This is a genomic window from Pseudomonas sp. NY15181 (genome assembly GCF_048068055.1).
Classification (GTDB): Bacteria; Pseudomonadota; Gammaproteobacteria; order Pseudomonadales; family Pseudomonadaceae; genus Pseudomonas.
This window is the reverse complement of record NZ_JBLUPT010000001.1, coordinates 40,733-56,308: the sequence shown is the minus strand read 5'-3', so window position 1 is coordinate 56,308 and position 15,576 is coordinate 40,733. Positions and strand designations below refer to the sequence as shown.

Genomic DNA, 15,576 nt, shown 5'->3' with positions numbered 1-15,576 from the left:
TCCCTTGAAACTGGACCCCCGGCACAGCCTCTCCCTCAAGCTGCTGCGAATGGTATTACTCGCGGCCCTCGTGGTCGGAGTGGTGCTCAGCTGTGCCCAGATCGTCTTCGACGCGCACAAGGCCCGGCAAGCCGTACACAGCGACGCCCAGCGCATCCTGGCGATGGTCCGCGACCCGTCCACCCAGGCGGTCTACAGCCTGGACCGCGACATGGCGATGCAGGTCCTCGAAGGGCTGTTCCAGCATGAAGCCGTGCGCTACGCAGCCATCGGCCATCCCGACGAACCCATGCTGGCGGAGAAATCCCGCCCGCTGCTGGAGTCCCCCACCCGTTGGCTGACCGACCCGATCCTCGGCGCCGAGCAGAACTACGCGATCCGCCTGGCCGGCCGCAACGGCTCCAACGAATACTACGGCGACCTGAAGATCACCCTGGACACCGCGCCCTACGGCGAGGACTTCGTCACCACCTCGGGGATCATCTTCCTCTCCGGCCTGCTCCGCGCCCTGGCCATGGGCCTGGTGCTGTTCATGGTCTACCACTGGATGCTGACCAAGCCGCTGTCGAAGATCATCGAGCACCTCGCCGCGATCAACCCCGACCGCCCCAGCCAGCACAAGCTGCCGATGCCCCAGGGCCACGAGAAGGACGAGCTGGGCCTGTGGGTCACCACGGCCAACCAGCTGCTCGCCTCCATCGAACGCAACGGCCACCTGCGCCGCGAGGCCGAAGACAGCCTGCTGCGCATCTCCCAGTACGACTTCCTCACAGGCCTGCCCAACCGCAAGCTGCTGCAGCAGCGCCTGGACCAGATCCTCGAAGGCGCGTCGCGCCAGCAGCGCCGCGTCGCCGTGCTGTGCCTGGGGCTGGATGACTTCAAGGGCATCAACGAGCAATACAGCTACCAGTTCGGCGACCAGTTGCTGATCGCCCTCTCCGACCGCCTGCGTACCCGCAGCGCGCACCTGGGCGCCCTGGCACGGCTGGGCGGCGACCAGTTCGCCCTGGTCCAGGCCGACATCGAGCAGCCCTACGAGGCCGCCGAACTGGCCCAGCAGATCCTCGACGACCTGGAAGCCCCCTTCGAGCTGGACCAGCACCTGGTGCACCTGCGCGCCACCATCGGCATCACCCTGTTCCCCGAGGACGGCGAGACCACCGAGAAGCTGCTGCAGAAAGCCGAGCAGACCATGACCCTGGCCAAGAGCCGCTCGCGCAATCGCTACCAGTTCTACATCGCCAGCGTCGACAGCGAGATGCGCCGCCGCCGCGAGCTGGAGAAGGACCTGCGCGAAGCCCTGGCGCGCAACGAGCTGCATCTCGTTTATCAACCGCAAGTGGATTACCGCGACCACCGTGTGGTCGGCGTCGAGGCGCTGCTGCGCTGGCAGCACCCGACCCAGGGCTGGGTAGCACCGGATCTGTTCATCCCGCTGGCGGAACAGAACGGCAGCATCTTCAGCATCGGCGAATGGGTGCTCGACCAATCCTGCCGCCAACTGCGCGAATGGCACGACCAGGGTTTCGACGACCTGCGCCTGGCGGTCAACCTCTCCACCGTGCAGCTGCGCCACAACGCCCTGCCGCGGGTGGTCAGCAACCTGTTGCAGATGCATCGCCTGCCGCCGCGCTCGCTGGAACTGGAAGTCACCGAGACCGGCCTGATGGAGGACATCTCCACCGCCGCCCAGCACCTGCTCAGCCTGCGTCGCGCCGGCGCCCTGATCGCCATCGACGACTTCGGCACCGGCTACTCGTCGCTGAGCTACCTGAAGAGCCTGCCGCTGGACAAGATCAAGATCGACAAGAGCTTCGTCCAGGACCTGCTGCTGGACGACGACGACGCCACCATCGTTCGCGCCATCATCCAACTGGGCAAGAGCCTGGGGATGCTGGTGATCGCCGAGGGCGTGGAGACGGTCGAGCAGGAGACCTACATCATCGCCCAGGGGTGCCACGAGGGGCAGGGCTACCTGTACAGCAAGCCGCTGCCGGCGCGCGAACTGACCCTCTACCTCAAGCAGGCCCGGCGCCTGGCCGAAGTGGCCGGCGGGGGTTCGAACGGGTCGGTCGAACGCCACTGACATGCCGTAGGGCGTACAACCTTCGCGGTTGTACGCCGTTGCACCTCATCCCACCGGCCAGCTACCGGGCCGAGTTCGGAGCGCACGGGAATAAAGGCCAAACGGCGTATAACGTCGAACGTTATACGCCCTACGTCATCAGTGCACGCCCGCCTACTGGCGACCTGCTGGCCACTCGCCGAGAACGCACGCTCGAACACCCTTTTCAAAAATGCAAATCTTTCGCATTATGTTGCCGTTTTTCTTGCGCAATTCGATCTCGTGCGCCTCCTACCTCTCAAAGGAACCCGTCATGACACGTATGCCCTGGGCCACTGCCAGCCTGCTCGCCATCGCCATTTCCCTCGCCGGCTGCGGCGATGACAAGAAAGCCGAAGCCCCGGCGAACCAGGCCGCCGCCCCGGCAGCCAGCGCCCAGAGCAACGCCCCGGCGGCAGCCAAGGTCGACGAGGCCGCGGTCAAGGCCGTGGTGAAGAACTACGCCGACATCGCCGAAGCCACCTTCGGCGACGCCCTGACCACCGCCAAGGCCCTGCAGGCCGCCGTCGACGCGCTGCTCGCCAAACCCAGCGAAGCAACCCTGAAGGCCGCCCGCGAAGCCTGGCTGGCCGCGCGCAAACCCTACTCGCAGAGCGAAGGCTTCCGCTTCGGCAACGCCGTGGTCGACGACTGGGAAGGCGCGGTCAACGCCTGGCCGCTGGACGAAGGCCTGATCGACTACGTCGCCAAGGACTACCAGCACGCCGAAGGCAACGCCGGCGCCACCGCCAACATCATCGCCAACACCGAGATCCAGGTCGGCGAAGACAAGATCGACGTGAAGGAAATCACCGGCGAGAAGCTGCTGAGCCTGAACGAACTGGGCGGTTCCGAAGCCAACGTCGCCACCGGCTACCACGCCATCGAATTCCTGCTCTGGGGCCAGGACCTGAACGGCACCAAGCCGGGCGCGGGCGACCGCAAGTACACCGACTATGCCCAGGGCAAGGACTGCAGCAACGGCCACTGCGACCGTCGCGCCGCCTACCTGAAGGCCGTCACCGACCTGCTGGTCGCCCAGATGGAAGAGATGGCCGGCAACTGGAAAGCTGGCGTGGCCGACAACTACCGCGCCAAGCTGGAAGCCGACAGCGCCGACAACAACCTGCGCAAGATGTTCTTCGGCCTGGGCAGCCTGTCCCTGGGCGAGTTGGCCGGCGAGCGCATGAAGGTCGCCCTGGAAGCCAACTCCACCGAAGACGAACACGACTGCTTCAGCGACGACACCCACCACACCCTGTTCTTCGACGCCAAGGGCATCCGCAACATCTACACCGGCGAGTACAAGCGTGTGGACGGCAGCATGGTGAAAGGCCCGAGCCTCTCCGACCTGGTGGCCAAGGCCAACGCCCAGGCCGACAGCGACCTGAAGGCCGACCTGGAAGCCACCGAAGCCAAGATGCAGGCCATCGTCGACCGTGCCGAGAAGGACGGTGTGCACTTCGACCAGATGATCGCCCCGGACGCCAAGGACGATCAGCAGAAGATCCGCGACGCCATCGCCTCGCTGGTGAAGCAGACCGGCGCCATCGAGAAGGCCGCCGCTGCGGTCGGCGTGCAGGACCTGAAGCCGGATACCGCCGATCACCAGTTCTGATCCAGCCAGCCCAGCGCTGCGGCTCCACGCCGCAGCGCCGGTCCGGCCCTGACAAAGCCCCGCCCCGCGGGGCTTTGTCTTTTTCACGGCTGGGCAAGGTCGATTCTTAAATACAAATTTTTCAGATTTGCATTTGGCTCCCCTGATAAGATGGCGCGCTGCTTTTCACGCCCTGGAACTGAAGTCAATGCTCCACCGCCGCGCCGCTCTGCTCGTACCGCTGCTCTCCGTCCTCGCCCTTGCCGCGTGCAAGCCGGAGACCTCCCGGCATGCCGTGACCGAGCCGGGCGAAGCGCTTTCCGGCGGCGCCGCCACGGTCGGCCAGAGCGACCGCAACGCCTACTCCATGCCCTCGGCCAACCTCACGCCGAGCCGCCGCCTGGACTTCAGCGTCGGCAACAGCTTCTTCCGCAATCCCTGGGTGATCGCCCCGTCCACCACCACCGCGCGTGACGGCCTGGGCCCGCTGTTCAACACCAACGCCTGCCAGAACTGCCACATCAAGGACGGCCGCGGCCACCCGCCGGAGCCCAATGACGTCAATGCCGTCTCCATGCTGGTGCGCCTGTCGATTCCGGCCGGCCCGGAAGACGCGCGCACGCTCAAGCGCCTGGGCGTGGTGCCCGAGCCGGTGTATGGCGGCCAGCTGCAGGACTCGGCCATCCCCGGCGTGACGCCCGAAGGCAAGGTGCGGGTGGACTACGAGCCGGTGCCGGTGACCTTCAAGGACGGCACCGTGGTCGAGCTGCGCAAGCCGACCCTGCGCATCAGCAACCTCGGCTACGGCCCGATGCAGGCCAACACCCTGTTCTCCGCACGCATCGCCCCGCCGATGATCGGTCTGGGCCTGCTGGAGTCCATCCGCGAGGAAGACATCCTCGCCAACGCCGATCCGGACGACCGCAACGGCGACGGCATCCGTGGCCGCGCCAACCAGGTCTGGGACGACGCGCGCCACGAGACCGCGCTCGGCCGCTTCGGCTGGAAGGCCGGGCAACCCGACGTCGCCCAGCAGAACGCCCACGCCTTCTCCGGCGACATGGGCCTGACCAGCGACCTGCTGCCCAGCGATGACTGCACGCAGGCCCAGGTCGACTGCCGCAACGCCATCGACGGCGGCAAGCCGGAAGTCAGCCAGCACATCTTCGACCAGGTCGCCTTCTACGCGCGCAACCTCGCGGTGCCGGCGCGGCGCAAGGTCGACGACCCGCAGGTGCTGACCGGCAAGGGCCTGTTCTTCGACAGCGGCTGCGCCAGCTGCCACAGCCCGAAATTCACCACCGGCCCCAATGCCGCCGAGCCGGAGCTGGCCAACCAGGTCATCCGCCCCTACAGCGACCTGCTGCTGCATGACATGGGCGACGGTCTCGCGGACAATCGCCCGGAATTTCTCGCCAGCGGCCGCGACTGGCGCACGCCGCCGCTGTGGGGCATCGGCCTGACCGAAACGGTCAACGGCCACACACAGTTCCTCCATGACGGACGCGCCCGCAACCTGCTCGAAGCGGTGCTCTGGCACGGCGGCGAAGCCGAAGCGGCCAAGCAGCGCGTACTGACTTTCGACGCCGAGCAGCGCAGTGCCCTGCTGGCGTTCCTGAATTCACTCTAAGGAGCCGAGCCGAACATGTTCCGCCCCCGCCTACTGATCACCAGCCTCGCCATCGCCCTGGGCGCCTGCTCGCCTACCGACCCGCAGGCCACCACCAGTGCCACGCTGGCTCAACAGGTGATCCTGCCGACCTACAGCCGCTGGGTGGACGCCGACCGCGCCCTGGCCGCCAGCGCCCTGGCCTACTGCCAGGGCAAGGAAGACCTGGCCAAGGCCCGCGCCGACTACATGGCCGCGCAGCAGGCCTGGGCCGAGCTGCAGCCGCTGCTGGTCGGCCCCCTGGCCGAGGGCAACCGCGCCTGGCAAGTGCAGTTCTGGCCGGACAAGAAGAACCTGGTTGCCCGTCAGGTCGAGCAACTGCTGGGCAGCGGCAACCCCATCACCCCGGCGACCCTGGATAAATCCAGCGTCGTGGTCCAGGGGCTGACCGCCTACGAATACGTCCTCTACGACGCCAGGATCGACCTGGCCAACGCCGAGACCAAGGCGCGCTACTGCCCGCTGCTGGAGGCCATCGGCGCGCACCAGCAGGCCCTGGCGGAAGGCATCCTGGCGCAGTGGAAGCAGGACGGCGGCATGCTCGCCCAGCTCTCCAAATTCCCCAACGACCGCTACGCCGATGCCCACGAGGCCATCGCCGAACTGCTGCGCGTGCAGGTCACCGCACTGGACATGCTGAAGAAGAAGCTCGGCACCCCGCTGGGCCGCCAGAGCAAGGGCATCCCGCAGCCGTTCCAGGCCGAAGGCTGGCGCAGCGACGCCTCCCTGGCGAGCCTGGACGCCAGCCTGACCGGCGCCCAGGCGCTGTGGAACGGCACCGACAACAAGGGCCTGCGCGCCCTGCTGCCGGCCGAACAGAAGGAGCTGGCGAGCAAGATCGACGCCGCCTACGCCGACACCCACGGCAAGCTGAAGGCGATCGACAAGCCTCTCAGCGACCTGCTCAAGGACGAAGCCGGCATCCAGCAGCTGAACGCGCTGTACGACAGCCTCAATGCCGTCCACCGTCTCCACGAGAGCGACCTGGCGAAAGCACTCGGGGTACAGCTCGGCTTCAACGCCAACGACGGCGATTGATCGGCTGCGCGTCGGCCATGCGTCGTTGGAGAGCCTGGCGCTAGCTCGCCAGATCAAGGTGAATGAAAGAGGTGAACGCCATGTTGCGACGTCACGTACTCGGCCTGGGCAGCCTGCTGCTCGGCGCCCTGACCTTCGGCGGCTGGACGCTGTCGCGCAAGGGCAAGGAGCCCCTGCTGCTGTCCGCCCGTGACGACGCGGATGGCAAACACTACGCGGTGGGCTATCGCCTGGATGGCAGCCGCGCCTTCGCCACCGAAGTGGGCCTGCGCTGCCACGACGTGGTGCAGCATCCCAGCCTGCCGCTGGCGCTGTTCGTCGCCCGCCGCCCGGGCCGGCAGAGCTACCTGATCCACCTGGACGACGGCCGCCTGCTGCAGACCCTCGATTCGCAAGCCGACCGCCACTTCTACGGCCACGGCGTGTGGCACAAGGACGGCGAGTGGCTCTACGCCACCGAGAACGACACCACCGATCCGGGGCGCGGCATGCTCGGCGTGTACCGCTTCGACGGCGACAAGCTCAGCCACACGGGCGAGATTTCCACCCACGGCCTCGGCCCGCACCAGGTGTCCTGGATGCCCGACGGCGAAACCCTGGTGGTGGCCAACGGCGGCATCCGCACCGAGGCCGAAAGCCGCGTGGAGATGAACCTCGACGCCATGGAGCCGAGCCTGGTGCTGATGCGCCGCGACGGCTCGCTGATCTCCAAGGAAACCCTGGCGCAGCAGATGAACAGCGTGCGTCACCTGGCCATCGCCGCCGACGGCACCATAGTCGCCGGCCAGCAGTACATGGGCGATGCCCACGACCGCGCCGACCTGCTCGCCATCAAGCGCCCCGGCGAGGCCTTCCAGCCCTTCCCCCTGGCTGACCAGCAGCGCCTGGCGATGACCCAGTACACCGCCAGCGTCGCCATCCACAGCGACCTGCGCCTGGTGGCGCTGACCGCCCCGCGCGGTAACCGCTTCTTCATCTGGGACCTGGATACTGGCGAAGTGCGACTGGATGCGCCGCTGCCGGATTGCGCCGGCGTCGGCGCCGTGAAGGGCGGTTTCGTCGTTACCTCCGGGCAGGGCCGCTGCCGCCTCTACGACTGTCGCGGCGAACGCATCGCCGGCACCCCACTGGAGTTGCCGCCAGCCTTCTGGGACAACCACCTGCACCTGGCCTGAACGCCCGTTCCAGAGCGCCTGCGACACCACCACTCGTCTGCCCGCACTAAGGAAGATGCGGGTGCGGCCGATGCAAGGGACTGACCGATTCCCACCCTGCGTCTTAGAGGCGTAACCACGATGTCCCCCAACACTTCCTTGCGTACCCAGATTCTTTCGCTGCTGGGCGGCAGCCTGCTGCTCGTCCTGCTGATCGCCCTCGCCTGCTTCCACTTCCTCTCCGGCAGCGTCAGCGCCTACCAGCGCCTGCTCGACGGGCCGCTGCAATCCTCGCAACTGGTCGACCAGGCCAACGTCGCCTTCAAGGTCCAGGTGCAGGAATGGAAGAACGTCCTGCTACGCGGGCAGCAACCGGCCGACCTGAACAAATACTGGGGCCAGTTCGAGGACCAGGAGCGCGCCGTGCAGGACATCCTGCAACGCCTGGAACAAAATGCTGCCGACGAACCCCAGCTCAAGACCCAGGTGAGTCGTCTGCGCGACGAACACCGCCAGCTCGGCCAGGCCTATCGCAAGGGGCGCGACGCCTACCTGGCTGCCGGCAGCGACCCGCGTGCCGGCGACGCCGCGGTGAAGGGCATCGACCGCGCCGCCAGCGAGCAGATGGCCGCCCTGGTGGACAGCCTGCACCGTGAAGCCCAGGAGCAGTCCAAGGCGATTTCCGACAGCGCCAGCAGCACGGTGGTCGGCGGCAGCCTGATCCTGCTGATCTCGGGCATCGTCCTGGGCCTGCTCAGCCTGTGGCTGGTCAACCGCAACCTGATCGGGCCCATCGCCCGGCTGATCGAACACATCGCCCAGCTCAGCGAAGGCAACTTCGAGGAGCGTGTCGACGCCAGCCGCCGCGACGAACTCGGCCGCCTGGCCCGCGCCGCCAACACCCTGCGCGACTTCCTCGCCGACACCTTCAACCGCCTCAAGCACAGCACCAGCGCACTGGACACCGCCAGCGGCGAGCTGAACGCCATCGCCACCCTGATGGCCGAAGGCACCCGCGAACAGTTCTCGCGCACCGACCAGGTGGCCACGGCGATGCACGAGATGTCCGCCACCGCCCAGGAAGTCGCCCGCCACGCCTCCGATGCCGCGCGCGCCGCCGACGATGCCGACCAGCACGCCCAGCAAGGCGGTGAAGTCATGCAGAGCACCATCGTCACCATCACCGAAATGAGCAGCGAAATCGCCAACACCGCCGAGGTCATCCGCCGCCTGGAAAGCGACAGCGGGCGCATCGGCAAGGTGCTGGAAGTGATCCGCGGCATCGCCGACCAGACCAACCTGCTGGCGCTCAACGCCGCCATCGAGGCCGCCCGCGCCGGCGAGGCCGGTCGTGGTTTCGCCGTGGTCGCCGACGAAGTGCGCACCCTGGCCCAGCGCACCGCCGAGTCAACCGCCGAGATCCACCAGATCATCGACACCGTGCAGACTGGCTCGGTGAACGCCCTGCGCGCCATCGAGAACGGCCAGGTCCGCAGCGAGCAGGGCGTGGAGCGCGTCACCCAGGCCGGCGAAGTGCTGCGCAGCATCACCCTGGCAGTGGAAGCGATCCGCGACATGAACCGCCAGATCGCCACCGCCGCCGAGGAGCAGACCTCGGTCGCCGAAGACATCTCGCGCAACCTCACCGAGATCACCGCCATCGGCGCCACCAACGAGGAAAACGTGGTGCGCACCCAGAGCGCCAGCCGCCACCTGCACGGCCTCTCCGGCGAGCTCGCCGAAGTGACCCACAAGCTCAGCGCCTGACCCGCTTCAGCCACAGGGACGTGGCACCCTCCCCCTGGCACCCCGCCGCACCGATTCGGCGCTATTTGCCCACGATCACATCATCTTCTTCGCGAAACGCCTTGTAATCGCAGGCCTTTGACTCGCCACGCGATCAGGCATAAGGTGCGCAATTCCGCCCCGCAATGGGGCGACCCCGTATCGGCTTCAAAGCCTGATCGACACCCCCGCGAACGGAAGGCCGTCCGGTAGTTTCCGAACGAGCGAATCGCGGCGGATTGCTGCCAGGCACGTACCAAGGAACAGGAAGATGTTGCGCCGCATGCTGCTCATGCTGGGCGTGGTCGCCGTTATCATTGCGGCGCTCGCCGGCTCGAAATACCTCTCCATCCAGAAACAGATCGCCATGTTCTCGGCGCCGCGTCCGCCGGTCAGCGTCACCGCCACCGACGCCGTGCAGCGAGACTGGCAAAGCCGCCTGCCGGCCATCGGCACCCTGCGCGCCGTGCAGGGCGTGACCGTGACCGCGGAAGTCTCGGGCATCGTGCGCAGCATCCTGTTCGTCTCCGGCGACAAGGTGAAGCAGAACCAGCCCATCCTGCAGATGGAAAACGACGTCGAGGAAGCCACCCTGCGCAGCGCCGAGGCGGACCTCGGCCTGGCCCAGGTGGAATTCGCGCGCGGCCGCAACCTGGTGGACCGCCAGGCCATCTCCAAGAGCGATTACGACCGCCTCGCCGCCCAGTTGAACCGTTCCACCGCCACCGTGGCGCAGCTGCGCGCGGCACTGGCGAAGAAGCGCATCCTCGCGCCCTTCGACGGCACCGTCGGCATCCGCCGGGTGGACGTGGGCGACTACGTCTCGCCGGGCACCGAAATCGTCACTCTGCAGGACCTCTCCACCCTGCTGGTCGACTTCTTCCTGCCGGAACAGGACTTCCCCCTGCTCAAGGCCGGCCAGGCCGTCAGCGTGCGGGTCGCGGCCTATCCCGGGCAGAGCTTCGCGGCCCGCATCGAGGCGATCAGCCCACGGGTGGACAACGAGACGCGCAACCTGCTGGTCCGCGCCAGCATGGCCAACCCCGACGGCAAGCTGCTGCCGGGCATGTTCGCCAACCTGGAAGTGCAATTGCCCGACAGCGCGCCGCGCATCGTGGTCCCGGAGACCGCCGTGGCCTTCACCCTCTACGGCAACTCGGTGTACGTGGTCGGCCCGCAGAAGGACAAGGACGGCAAGGCCATGACCGACGACAAGGGCCAGCCCGTCCTCGCCGTGGAGCGCCGCTTCGTCAAGACCGGCGAACGCCGCGAAGGCAGCGTGGTGATCGTCGAAGGCCTGAAGGCCGGCGAACAGGTCGTCACCTCCGGCCAGCTCAAGCTCGACAGCGGCACGTCGGTGGCGATCGTCCCGGACGCACAGTAAGAGACAGCAGTGTCCTCGCCCTCTGGCGGGGACAACGAGAGTCAACGGATTTCCCGAGCGAGAGAGCCAGGCAAGGCGGAGGGAACGGCGAAAGCGGAGTTGGCGTGAGCCAGAGCATTTCGACGTTTCCCTACGATACGGCATGGCCGAGCGGAGCAAATCCGAACACAAAGGATTGAGCTTATGGGCTTCACCGATCCCTTCATCCGTCGCCCGGTGCTGGCGACCGTGGTCAGCCTGCTGATCGTCCTGCTCGGCATGCAGGCCTTCAGCCGGCTGGTGATCCGCGAATATCCGCAGATGGAAAACGCGCTGATCACCGTCACCACCTTCTATGCCGGCGCCAACGCCGAAACCATCCAGGGCTACATCACCCAGCCGCTGCAGCAGAGCCTGGCCAGCGCCGAAGGCATCGACTACATGACCTCGGTGAGCCGGCAGAACTACTCGGTGATCTCGATCTACGCGCACATCGGCGCCAACACCGACCGTCTGGTAACGGAGCTGCTGTCGAAGATCGGCGAGGTGAAGACCCAGCTGCCGCCGGACGCCGAAGACCCGGTGCTGGACAAGGAAGCCGCTGACGCCTCGGCGCTGATGTACATCAGCTTCTTCAGCGAGCAGATGAGCAACCCGCAGATCACCGACTACCTCTCGAGGGTGATCCAGCCCAAGCTCGCCACCCTGCCGGGCATCTCCGAGGCCGAAATCCTCGGCAACCAGGTGTTCGCCATGCGCCTGTGGCTGGACCCGGTGAAGATGGCCGCCTACGGCATCACCGCAGGCGACATCGACAGCGCGGTGCGCCAGTACAACTTCCTCTCCGCCGCCGGCGAGGTGAAGGGCGAGATGGTGGTCACTTCGGTGAACGCCTCCACCGACCTGAAGTCCCCGGAGGCCTTCGCCGCCATCCCGCTGAAGACCGCCGGCGATCGCCGCGTGCTGATGGGCGATGTGGCGCGCATCGAACTGGGCGCGGCGAGCTACGACGCGGTCAGCTCGTTCAACGGCATCCCCTCGGTGTACATCGGCATCAAGGGCACGCCCAGCTCCAACCCGCTGGACGTGATCAGGGAAGTCCGCGCCAAGATGCCGGAGCTGGAGGAACAGCTGCCGCCAAGCCTCAAGGTGACCATCGCCTACGACGCCACGCGCTTCATCCAGGCCTCCATCGACGAGGTGGTGAAGACCCTGGGCGAGGCGATCCTGATCGTCATCGTGGTGGTGTTCCTGTTCCTCGGCGCGCTGCGCTCGGTGATCATCCCGGTGGTGACCATCCCGCTGTCGATGATCGGCGTGCTGTTCTTCATGCAGGTGATGGGCTACTCGATCAACCTGCTGACCCTGCTCGCCATGGTGCTCGCCATCGGCCTGGTGGTGGACGACGCCATCGTGGTGGTGGAGAACATCCACCGTCACATCGAAGAGGGCAAGACGCCCTTCCAGGGCGCCATCGAAGGCGCGCGGGAAATCGCCGTGCCGGTGGTGACCATGACCATCACCCTGGCCGCCGTGTACGCCCCCATCGGCTTCCTCAGCGGCCTGACCGGCGCGCTGTTCAAGGAGTTCGCCTTCACCCTGGCGGGCGCGGTGATCATCTCCGGCATCGTCGCCCTGACCCTGTCGCCGATGATGTGCTCGCGCCTGTTGCGTCACGACGAGAACCCCACGGGCCTCGCCCATCGCCTGGACCTGATCTTCGAGGCGCTCAAGCAGCGCTACCAGCGCACCCTGCACGGCACGCTGAACAGCCGGCCGGTGGTGCTGGTGTTCGCCGCGCTGGTGCTGGCGATCATCCCGCTGCTGATGATGTTCACCCACAAGGAACTGGCGCCGGAGGAAGACCAGGGCATCGTCTTCCTCATGTCCAGCGCGCCGCAGACCGCGAACCTGGACTACCTGTCCAAGTACACGGCCCAGTTCGAAAGCATCTTCCGCACCTTCCCCGAGTACTACTCCGCGTTCCAGATCAACGGCTACAACGGCGTGCAGACGGGCATCGGCGGCATGCTGCTCAAGCCCTGGGACGAGCGCAAGCGCAGCCAGATGGAACTGCTCCATGCGGTGCAGGGCGAGCTGGACAAGATCCCCGGCCTGCAGATCTTCGGCTTCAACCTGCCGTCGTTGCCGGGCACCGGCGAGGGCCTACCGTTCCAGTTCGTGATCAACACCGCCAGCGACTACCAATCGCTGCTGCAGGTGGCCGAGCGGGTGAAGAAGCGTGCGGAAGAGTCGGGCAAATTCGCCTTCCTCGACCTCGACCTGGCCTTCGACAAGCCCGAGCTTGCGGTCGACATCGACCGCGCCAAGGCCGCGCAGATGGGCGTCACCATGCAGGACCTGGGCGTCGCCCTGGGCGCGCTGCTGGGCGAGGGCGAGATCAACCGCTTCACCATCGACGGGCGCAGCTACAAGGTGATCGCCCAGGTCGAGCGCGCCTACCGCGACAACCCGGGCTGGCTGAGCAACTACTACGTGAAGAGCCAGAGCGGCCAGCTGATCTCGCTGTCGACCCTGGTGACCTTCCACGAGCGCGCGCGGCCGCGCCAGCTCAACCAGTTCCAGCAGCTCAACTCGGCGATCATCTCCGGCGTGCCGATGGTCAGCATGGGCGAAGCCATCGACACCGTGCGCGGCATCGCCGAGGAAGAGTCGCCGCGCGGCTTCTCCTTCGACTACGCCGGCGCCTCGCGGCAGTTCGTGCAGGAAGGCAGCGCGTTGATGGTGACCTTCGCCCTGGCGCTGGCGGTGATCTTCCTGGTGCTGGCGGCGCAGTTCGAGAGCTTCCGCGACCCGCTGGTGATCATGGTCACGGTGCCACTGTCGATCTGCGGTGCGCTGGTGCCGCTGTTCCTCGGCCTGTCGAGCCTGAACATCTACACCCAGGTGGGCCTGGTGACGCTGATCGGGCTGATCAGCAAGCACGGCATCCTCATCGTCGAGTTCGCCAACCAACTGCGCCACGAACGCGGGCTGTCGGTGCGCGAGGCGGTGGAGGAAGCCGCGGCGATCCGCCTGCGCCCGGTGCTGATGACCACCGCCGCGATGGTACTGGGCGTGATTCCGCTGCTGCTCGCCACCGGCGCCGGCGCGGTGAGCCGCTTCGACATCGGCGTGGTGATCGCCACCGGCATGAGCGTGGGCACCCTGTTCACCCTGTTCGTGCTGCCGTGCGTGTACACGCTGCTGGCCAAGCCGGACCCGGAGCCCGTCGGCGACGGCGCTACGGCGTCGGCGCACTGAACGAAAAAGCCCCGCATCAGCGGGACTTTTTTCTGGGGCACGTCGTAGGGCGTATAACGCTCCGCGTTATACGCCGATTAGCCTTGGTCTCAGGGCGCTCCGAGCATGCCTTGGCGTTGCCGATACACCACGGTGCCCCACCTGTAGGAGCGAGCTTGCTCGCGAACCGCTTGATGCCCTGGGTATCAGGCGGGGTTCGCGAGCAAGCTCGCTCCTACCAAGAGCTCAGGCCGGCTGCCGCTGCATCGCGCCCGCCTCGATCTCGCTTTTCAGGCTCCAGCTCTTGAGATGCTCAAGGCTCGCACGGTAGGGCTTGAGCCCCCGTGCCAGCAGGAAGGCGCCCGCCGTCAGCGCCAGCAGGCTGACGATCAGCAGCGAATAGCGTAGCGCCATGTCGTCGGCGAACACATAGTCGGTCACCAGGGCGATGGCGGTCGGGCCGACGCCCAGGCCGAGCAGCGTCACCACGAACAGGTAGATGGCCGACGCCTGGCCGCGCATCGAGTTGGGCATGATCTCCTGGATCGCCGCCGGTGCGACGCCGAACGGCATGCCGAGGAAGAACACGATGGGCGCCATCAGCACCGCCGCGGCGTTGCCGCTGTCCAGCAGCGGGTAGGCAAGGGTGAAGGGGATCGCCAGGACGGCGGCCAGCAGGCCCACGCGCATGTTCGCGTCGGTGCGCCCGCGCTTGGCCCAGTAGTCCGCCAGACGCCCGCCGCAGACGATGCCCAGGCAGCCGAACACCGCAACGATGCTGCCGTACACCACGCCCACGTGGCCGGCGTCCCAGCCGTAGGTGCGAACGAAGAAAGTCGGTATCCAGGCGCCGCTGCCGTAGCTGGCGAAGGAGATGCAGGCGAAGCCGAAGTTGTGGCAGAGCACCGTCTTGCGGTTGGCGCGCAGGTAGGCGCCCACCTCGCTCATCGGCACCACCACGCCGGCGCCCACGCCGCGCCGGGTCGGTTCCTTCACCGCCAGCATCAGCAGGGTAAAGAGCACGCCGGCAGCGCCGAGCAGCAGGAAGATCAGTTGCCACGGGCGCACTTCGCCGAGGATCGGCAGGTGCAGGTCGCCCTGGGCCGAGGCGAACTTGATCACCAGGCCGCCGAGCAGGAAGGCCAGGCCAGAGCCCAGGTAGATCCCCATGGAATACACGCTGATGGCCGTGGCGCGGCGGTGGGACGGGAAGCTGTCGGCGATCAGCGAATAGGCCGCTGGCGACAACGCCGCCTCGCCCACACCCACGCCGACGCGGAACAGCAGGAAGTGCCAGTACTGCCGGGCCAGGCCGCAGGCGGCGGTCATGGCGCTCCAGATCAACACGCCGACGGTGATCAGGCCGCGCCGGCTGCGGCTGTCGGCCATGCGCCCGAGCGGGATGCCGCAGAGGGTGTAGAACAGCGCGAAGGACAGGCCCATCAGCAGGCTCATCTGCGTGTCGCTGATCGCCAGGTCGCGGCGGATGGGGCCGACCAGCAGGTTGAGGATCTGCCGGTCGATGAAGGACAGCACGTAGGCGACCATGAGGATCGCGACCGTGGACCATGCCACGAGGCTGGAAGGGTAGCCGTTATTGTTGTTGTGCATGCGGGCTCCTGA

At 66.9% G+C, this 15,576-nt stretch carries 9 protein-coding genes; 8 read left to right on the top strand and 1 reads right to left on the bottom strand.

Annotation, left to right across the window (positions count from 1 at the left end):
- Window positions 1–4: 4 nt before the first annotated feature.
- The 8 genes from ACNFBT_RS00245 (at window position 5) to ACNFBT_RS00210 (ending at window position 13,974) form a co-directional block, all read left to right on the top strand.
- Window positions 5–2,086: a putative bifunctional diguanylate cyclase/phosphodiesterase gene (locus ACNFBT_RS00245; RefSeq protein ID WP_416745378.1), complete on the top strand. Its 2,082-nt coding sequence runs from the start codon at window positions 5–7 to the stop codon at window positions 2,084–2,086.
- Window positions 2,087–2,378: 292 nt separating this feature from the next.
- Window positions 2,379–3,722, top strand: coding sequence for an imelysin family protein (locus tag ACNFBT_RS00240; protein WP_416745376.1), 1,344 nt, complete (start codon window positions 2,379–2,381; stop codon window positions 3,720–3,722).
- A gap of 187 nt (window positions 3,723–3,909) precedes the next feature.
- A complete protein-coding gene (locus tag ACNFBT_RS00235; protein WP_416745374.1) occupies window positions 3,910–5,331 on the top strand; it encodes a di-heme oxidoredictase family protein in 1,422 nt (473 codons plus the stop codon).
- 15 nt (window positions 5,332–5,346) lie between these two features.
- Entirely contained in the window at window positions 5,347–6,408 is a 1,062-nt protein-coding gene (locus ACNFBT_RS00230; protein WP_416745372.1) for an imelysin family protein, read from the top strand.
- An 80-nt stretch (window positions 6,409–6,488) separates the two neighbouring features.
- Window positions 6,489–7,583 carry a DUF1513 domain-containing protein gene (locus ACNFBT_RS00225; RefSeq protein ID WP_416745371.1) on the top strand — a complete coding sequence of 365 codons (1,095 nt, stop codon included), beginning with the start codon at window positions 6,489–6,491 and terminating at the stop codon, window positions 7,581–7,583.
- 120 nt (window positions 7,584–7,703) lie between these two features.
- Complete coding sequence (locus ACNFBT_RS00220; protein WP_416745369.1) at window positions 7,704–9,329, top strand: methyl-accepting chemotaxis protein; 1,626 nt, start codon at window positions 7,704–7,706, stop codon at window positions 9,327–9,329.
- A gap of 289 nt (window positions 9,330–9,618) precedes the next feature.
- On the top strand, window positions 9,619–10,731 hold the full coding sequence (locus ACNFBT_RS00215) for an efflux RND transporter periplasmic adaptor subunit (RefSeq protein WP_416745367.1): 1,113 nt from the start codon (window positions 9,619–9,621) through the stop codon (window positions 10,729–10,731).
- Between the two features lie 183 nt (window positions 10,732–10,914).
- A complete protein-coding gene (locus tag ACNFBT_RS00210; RefSeq protein ID WP_416745365.1) occupies window positions 10,915–13,974 on the top strand; it encodes a multidrug efflux RND transporter permease subunit in 3,060 nt (1,019 codons plus the stop codon).
- 225 nt (window positions 13,975–14,199) lie between these two features.
- Here ACNFBT_RS00210 and ACNFBT_RS00205 read toward each other — a convergent pair whose 3' ends face one another.
- Entirely contained in the window at window positions 14,200–15,564 is a 1,365-nt protein-coding gene (locus ACNFBT_RS00205) for a spinster family MFS transporter (RefSeq protein WP_416745363.1), read from the bottom strand.
- Window positions 15,565–15,576 lie beyond the last annotated feature (12 nt).

Excerpts from the sequence above, each read along its gene's own strand:
- ACNFBT_RS00215 (WP_416745367.1), top strand. The coding sequence starts at position 9,619 with ATGTTGCGCCGCATGCTGCTCATGCTGGGCGTGGTCGCCGTTATCATT.
- ACNFBT_RS00205 (WP_416745363.1), bottom strand. The coding sequence starts at position 15,564 with ATGCACAACAACAATAACGGCTACCCTTCCAGCCTCGTGGCATGGTCC.
- ACNFBT_RS00230 (WP_416745372.1), top strand. The coding sequence starts at position 5,347 with ATGTTCCGCCCCCGCCTACTGATCACCAGCCTCGCCATCGCCCTGGGC.
- ACNFBT_RS00210 (WP_416745365.1), top strand. The coding sequence starts at position 10,915 with ATGGGCTTCACCGATCCCTTCATCCGTCGCCCGGTGCTGGCGACCGTG.
- ACNFBT_RS00235 (WP_416745374.1), top strand. The coding sequence starts at position 3,910 with ATGCTCCACCGCCGCGCCGCTCTGCTCGTACCGCTGCTCTCCGTCCTC.
- ACNFBT_RS00225 (WP_416745371.1), top strand. The coding sequence starts at position 6,489 with ATGTTGCGACGTCACGTACTCGGCCTGGGCAGCCTGCTGCTCGGCGCC.
- ACNFBT_RS00220 (WP_416745369.1), top strand. The coding sequence starts at position 7,704 with ATGTCCCCCAACACTTCCTTGCGTACCCAGATTCTTTCGCTGCTGGGC.
- ACNFBT_RS00240 (WP_416745376.1), top strand. The coding sequence starts at position 2,379 with ATGACACGTATGCCCTGGGCCACTGCCAGCCTGCTCGCCATCGCCATT.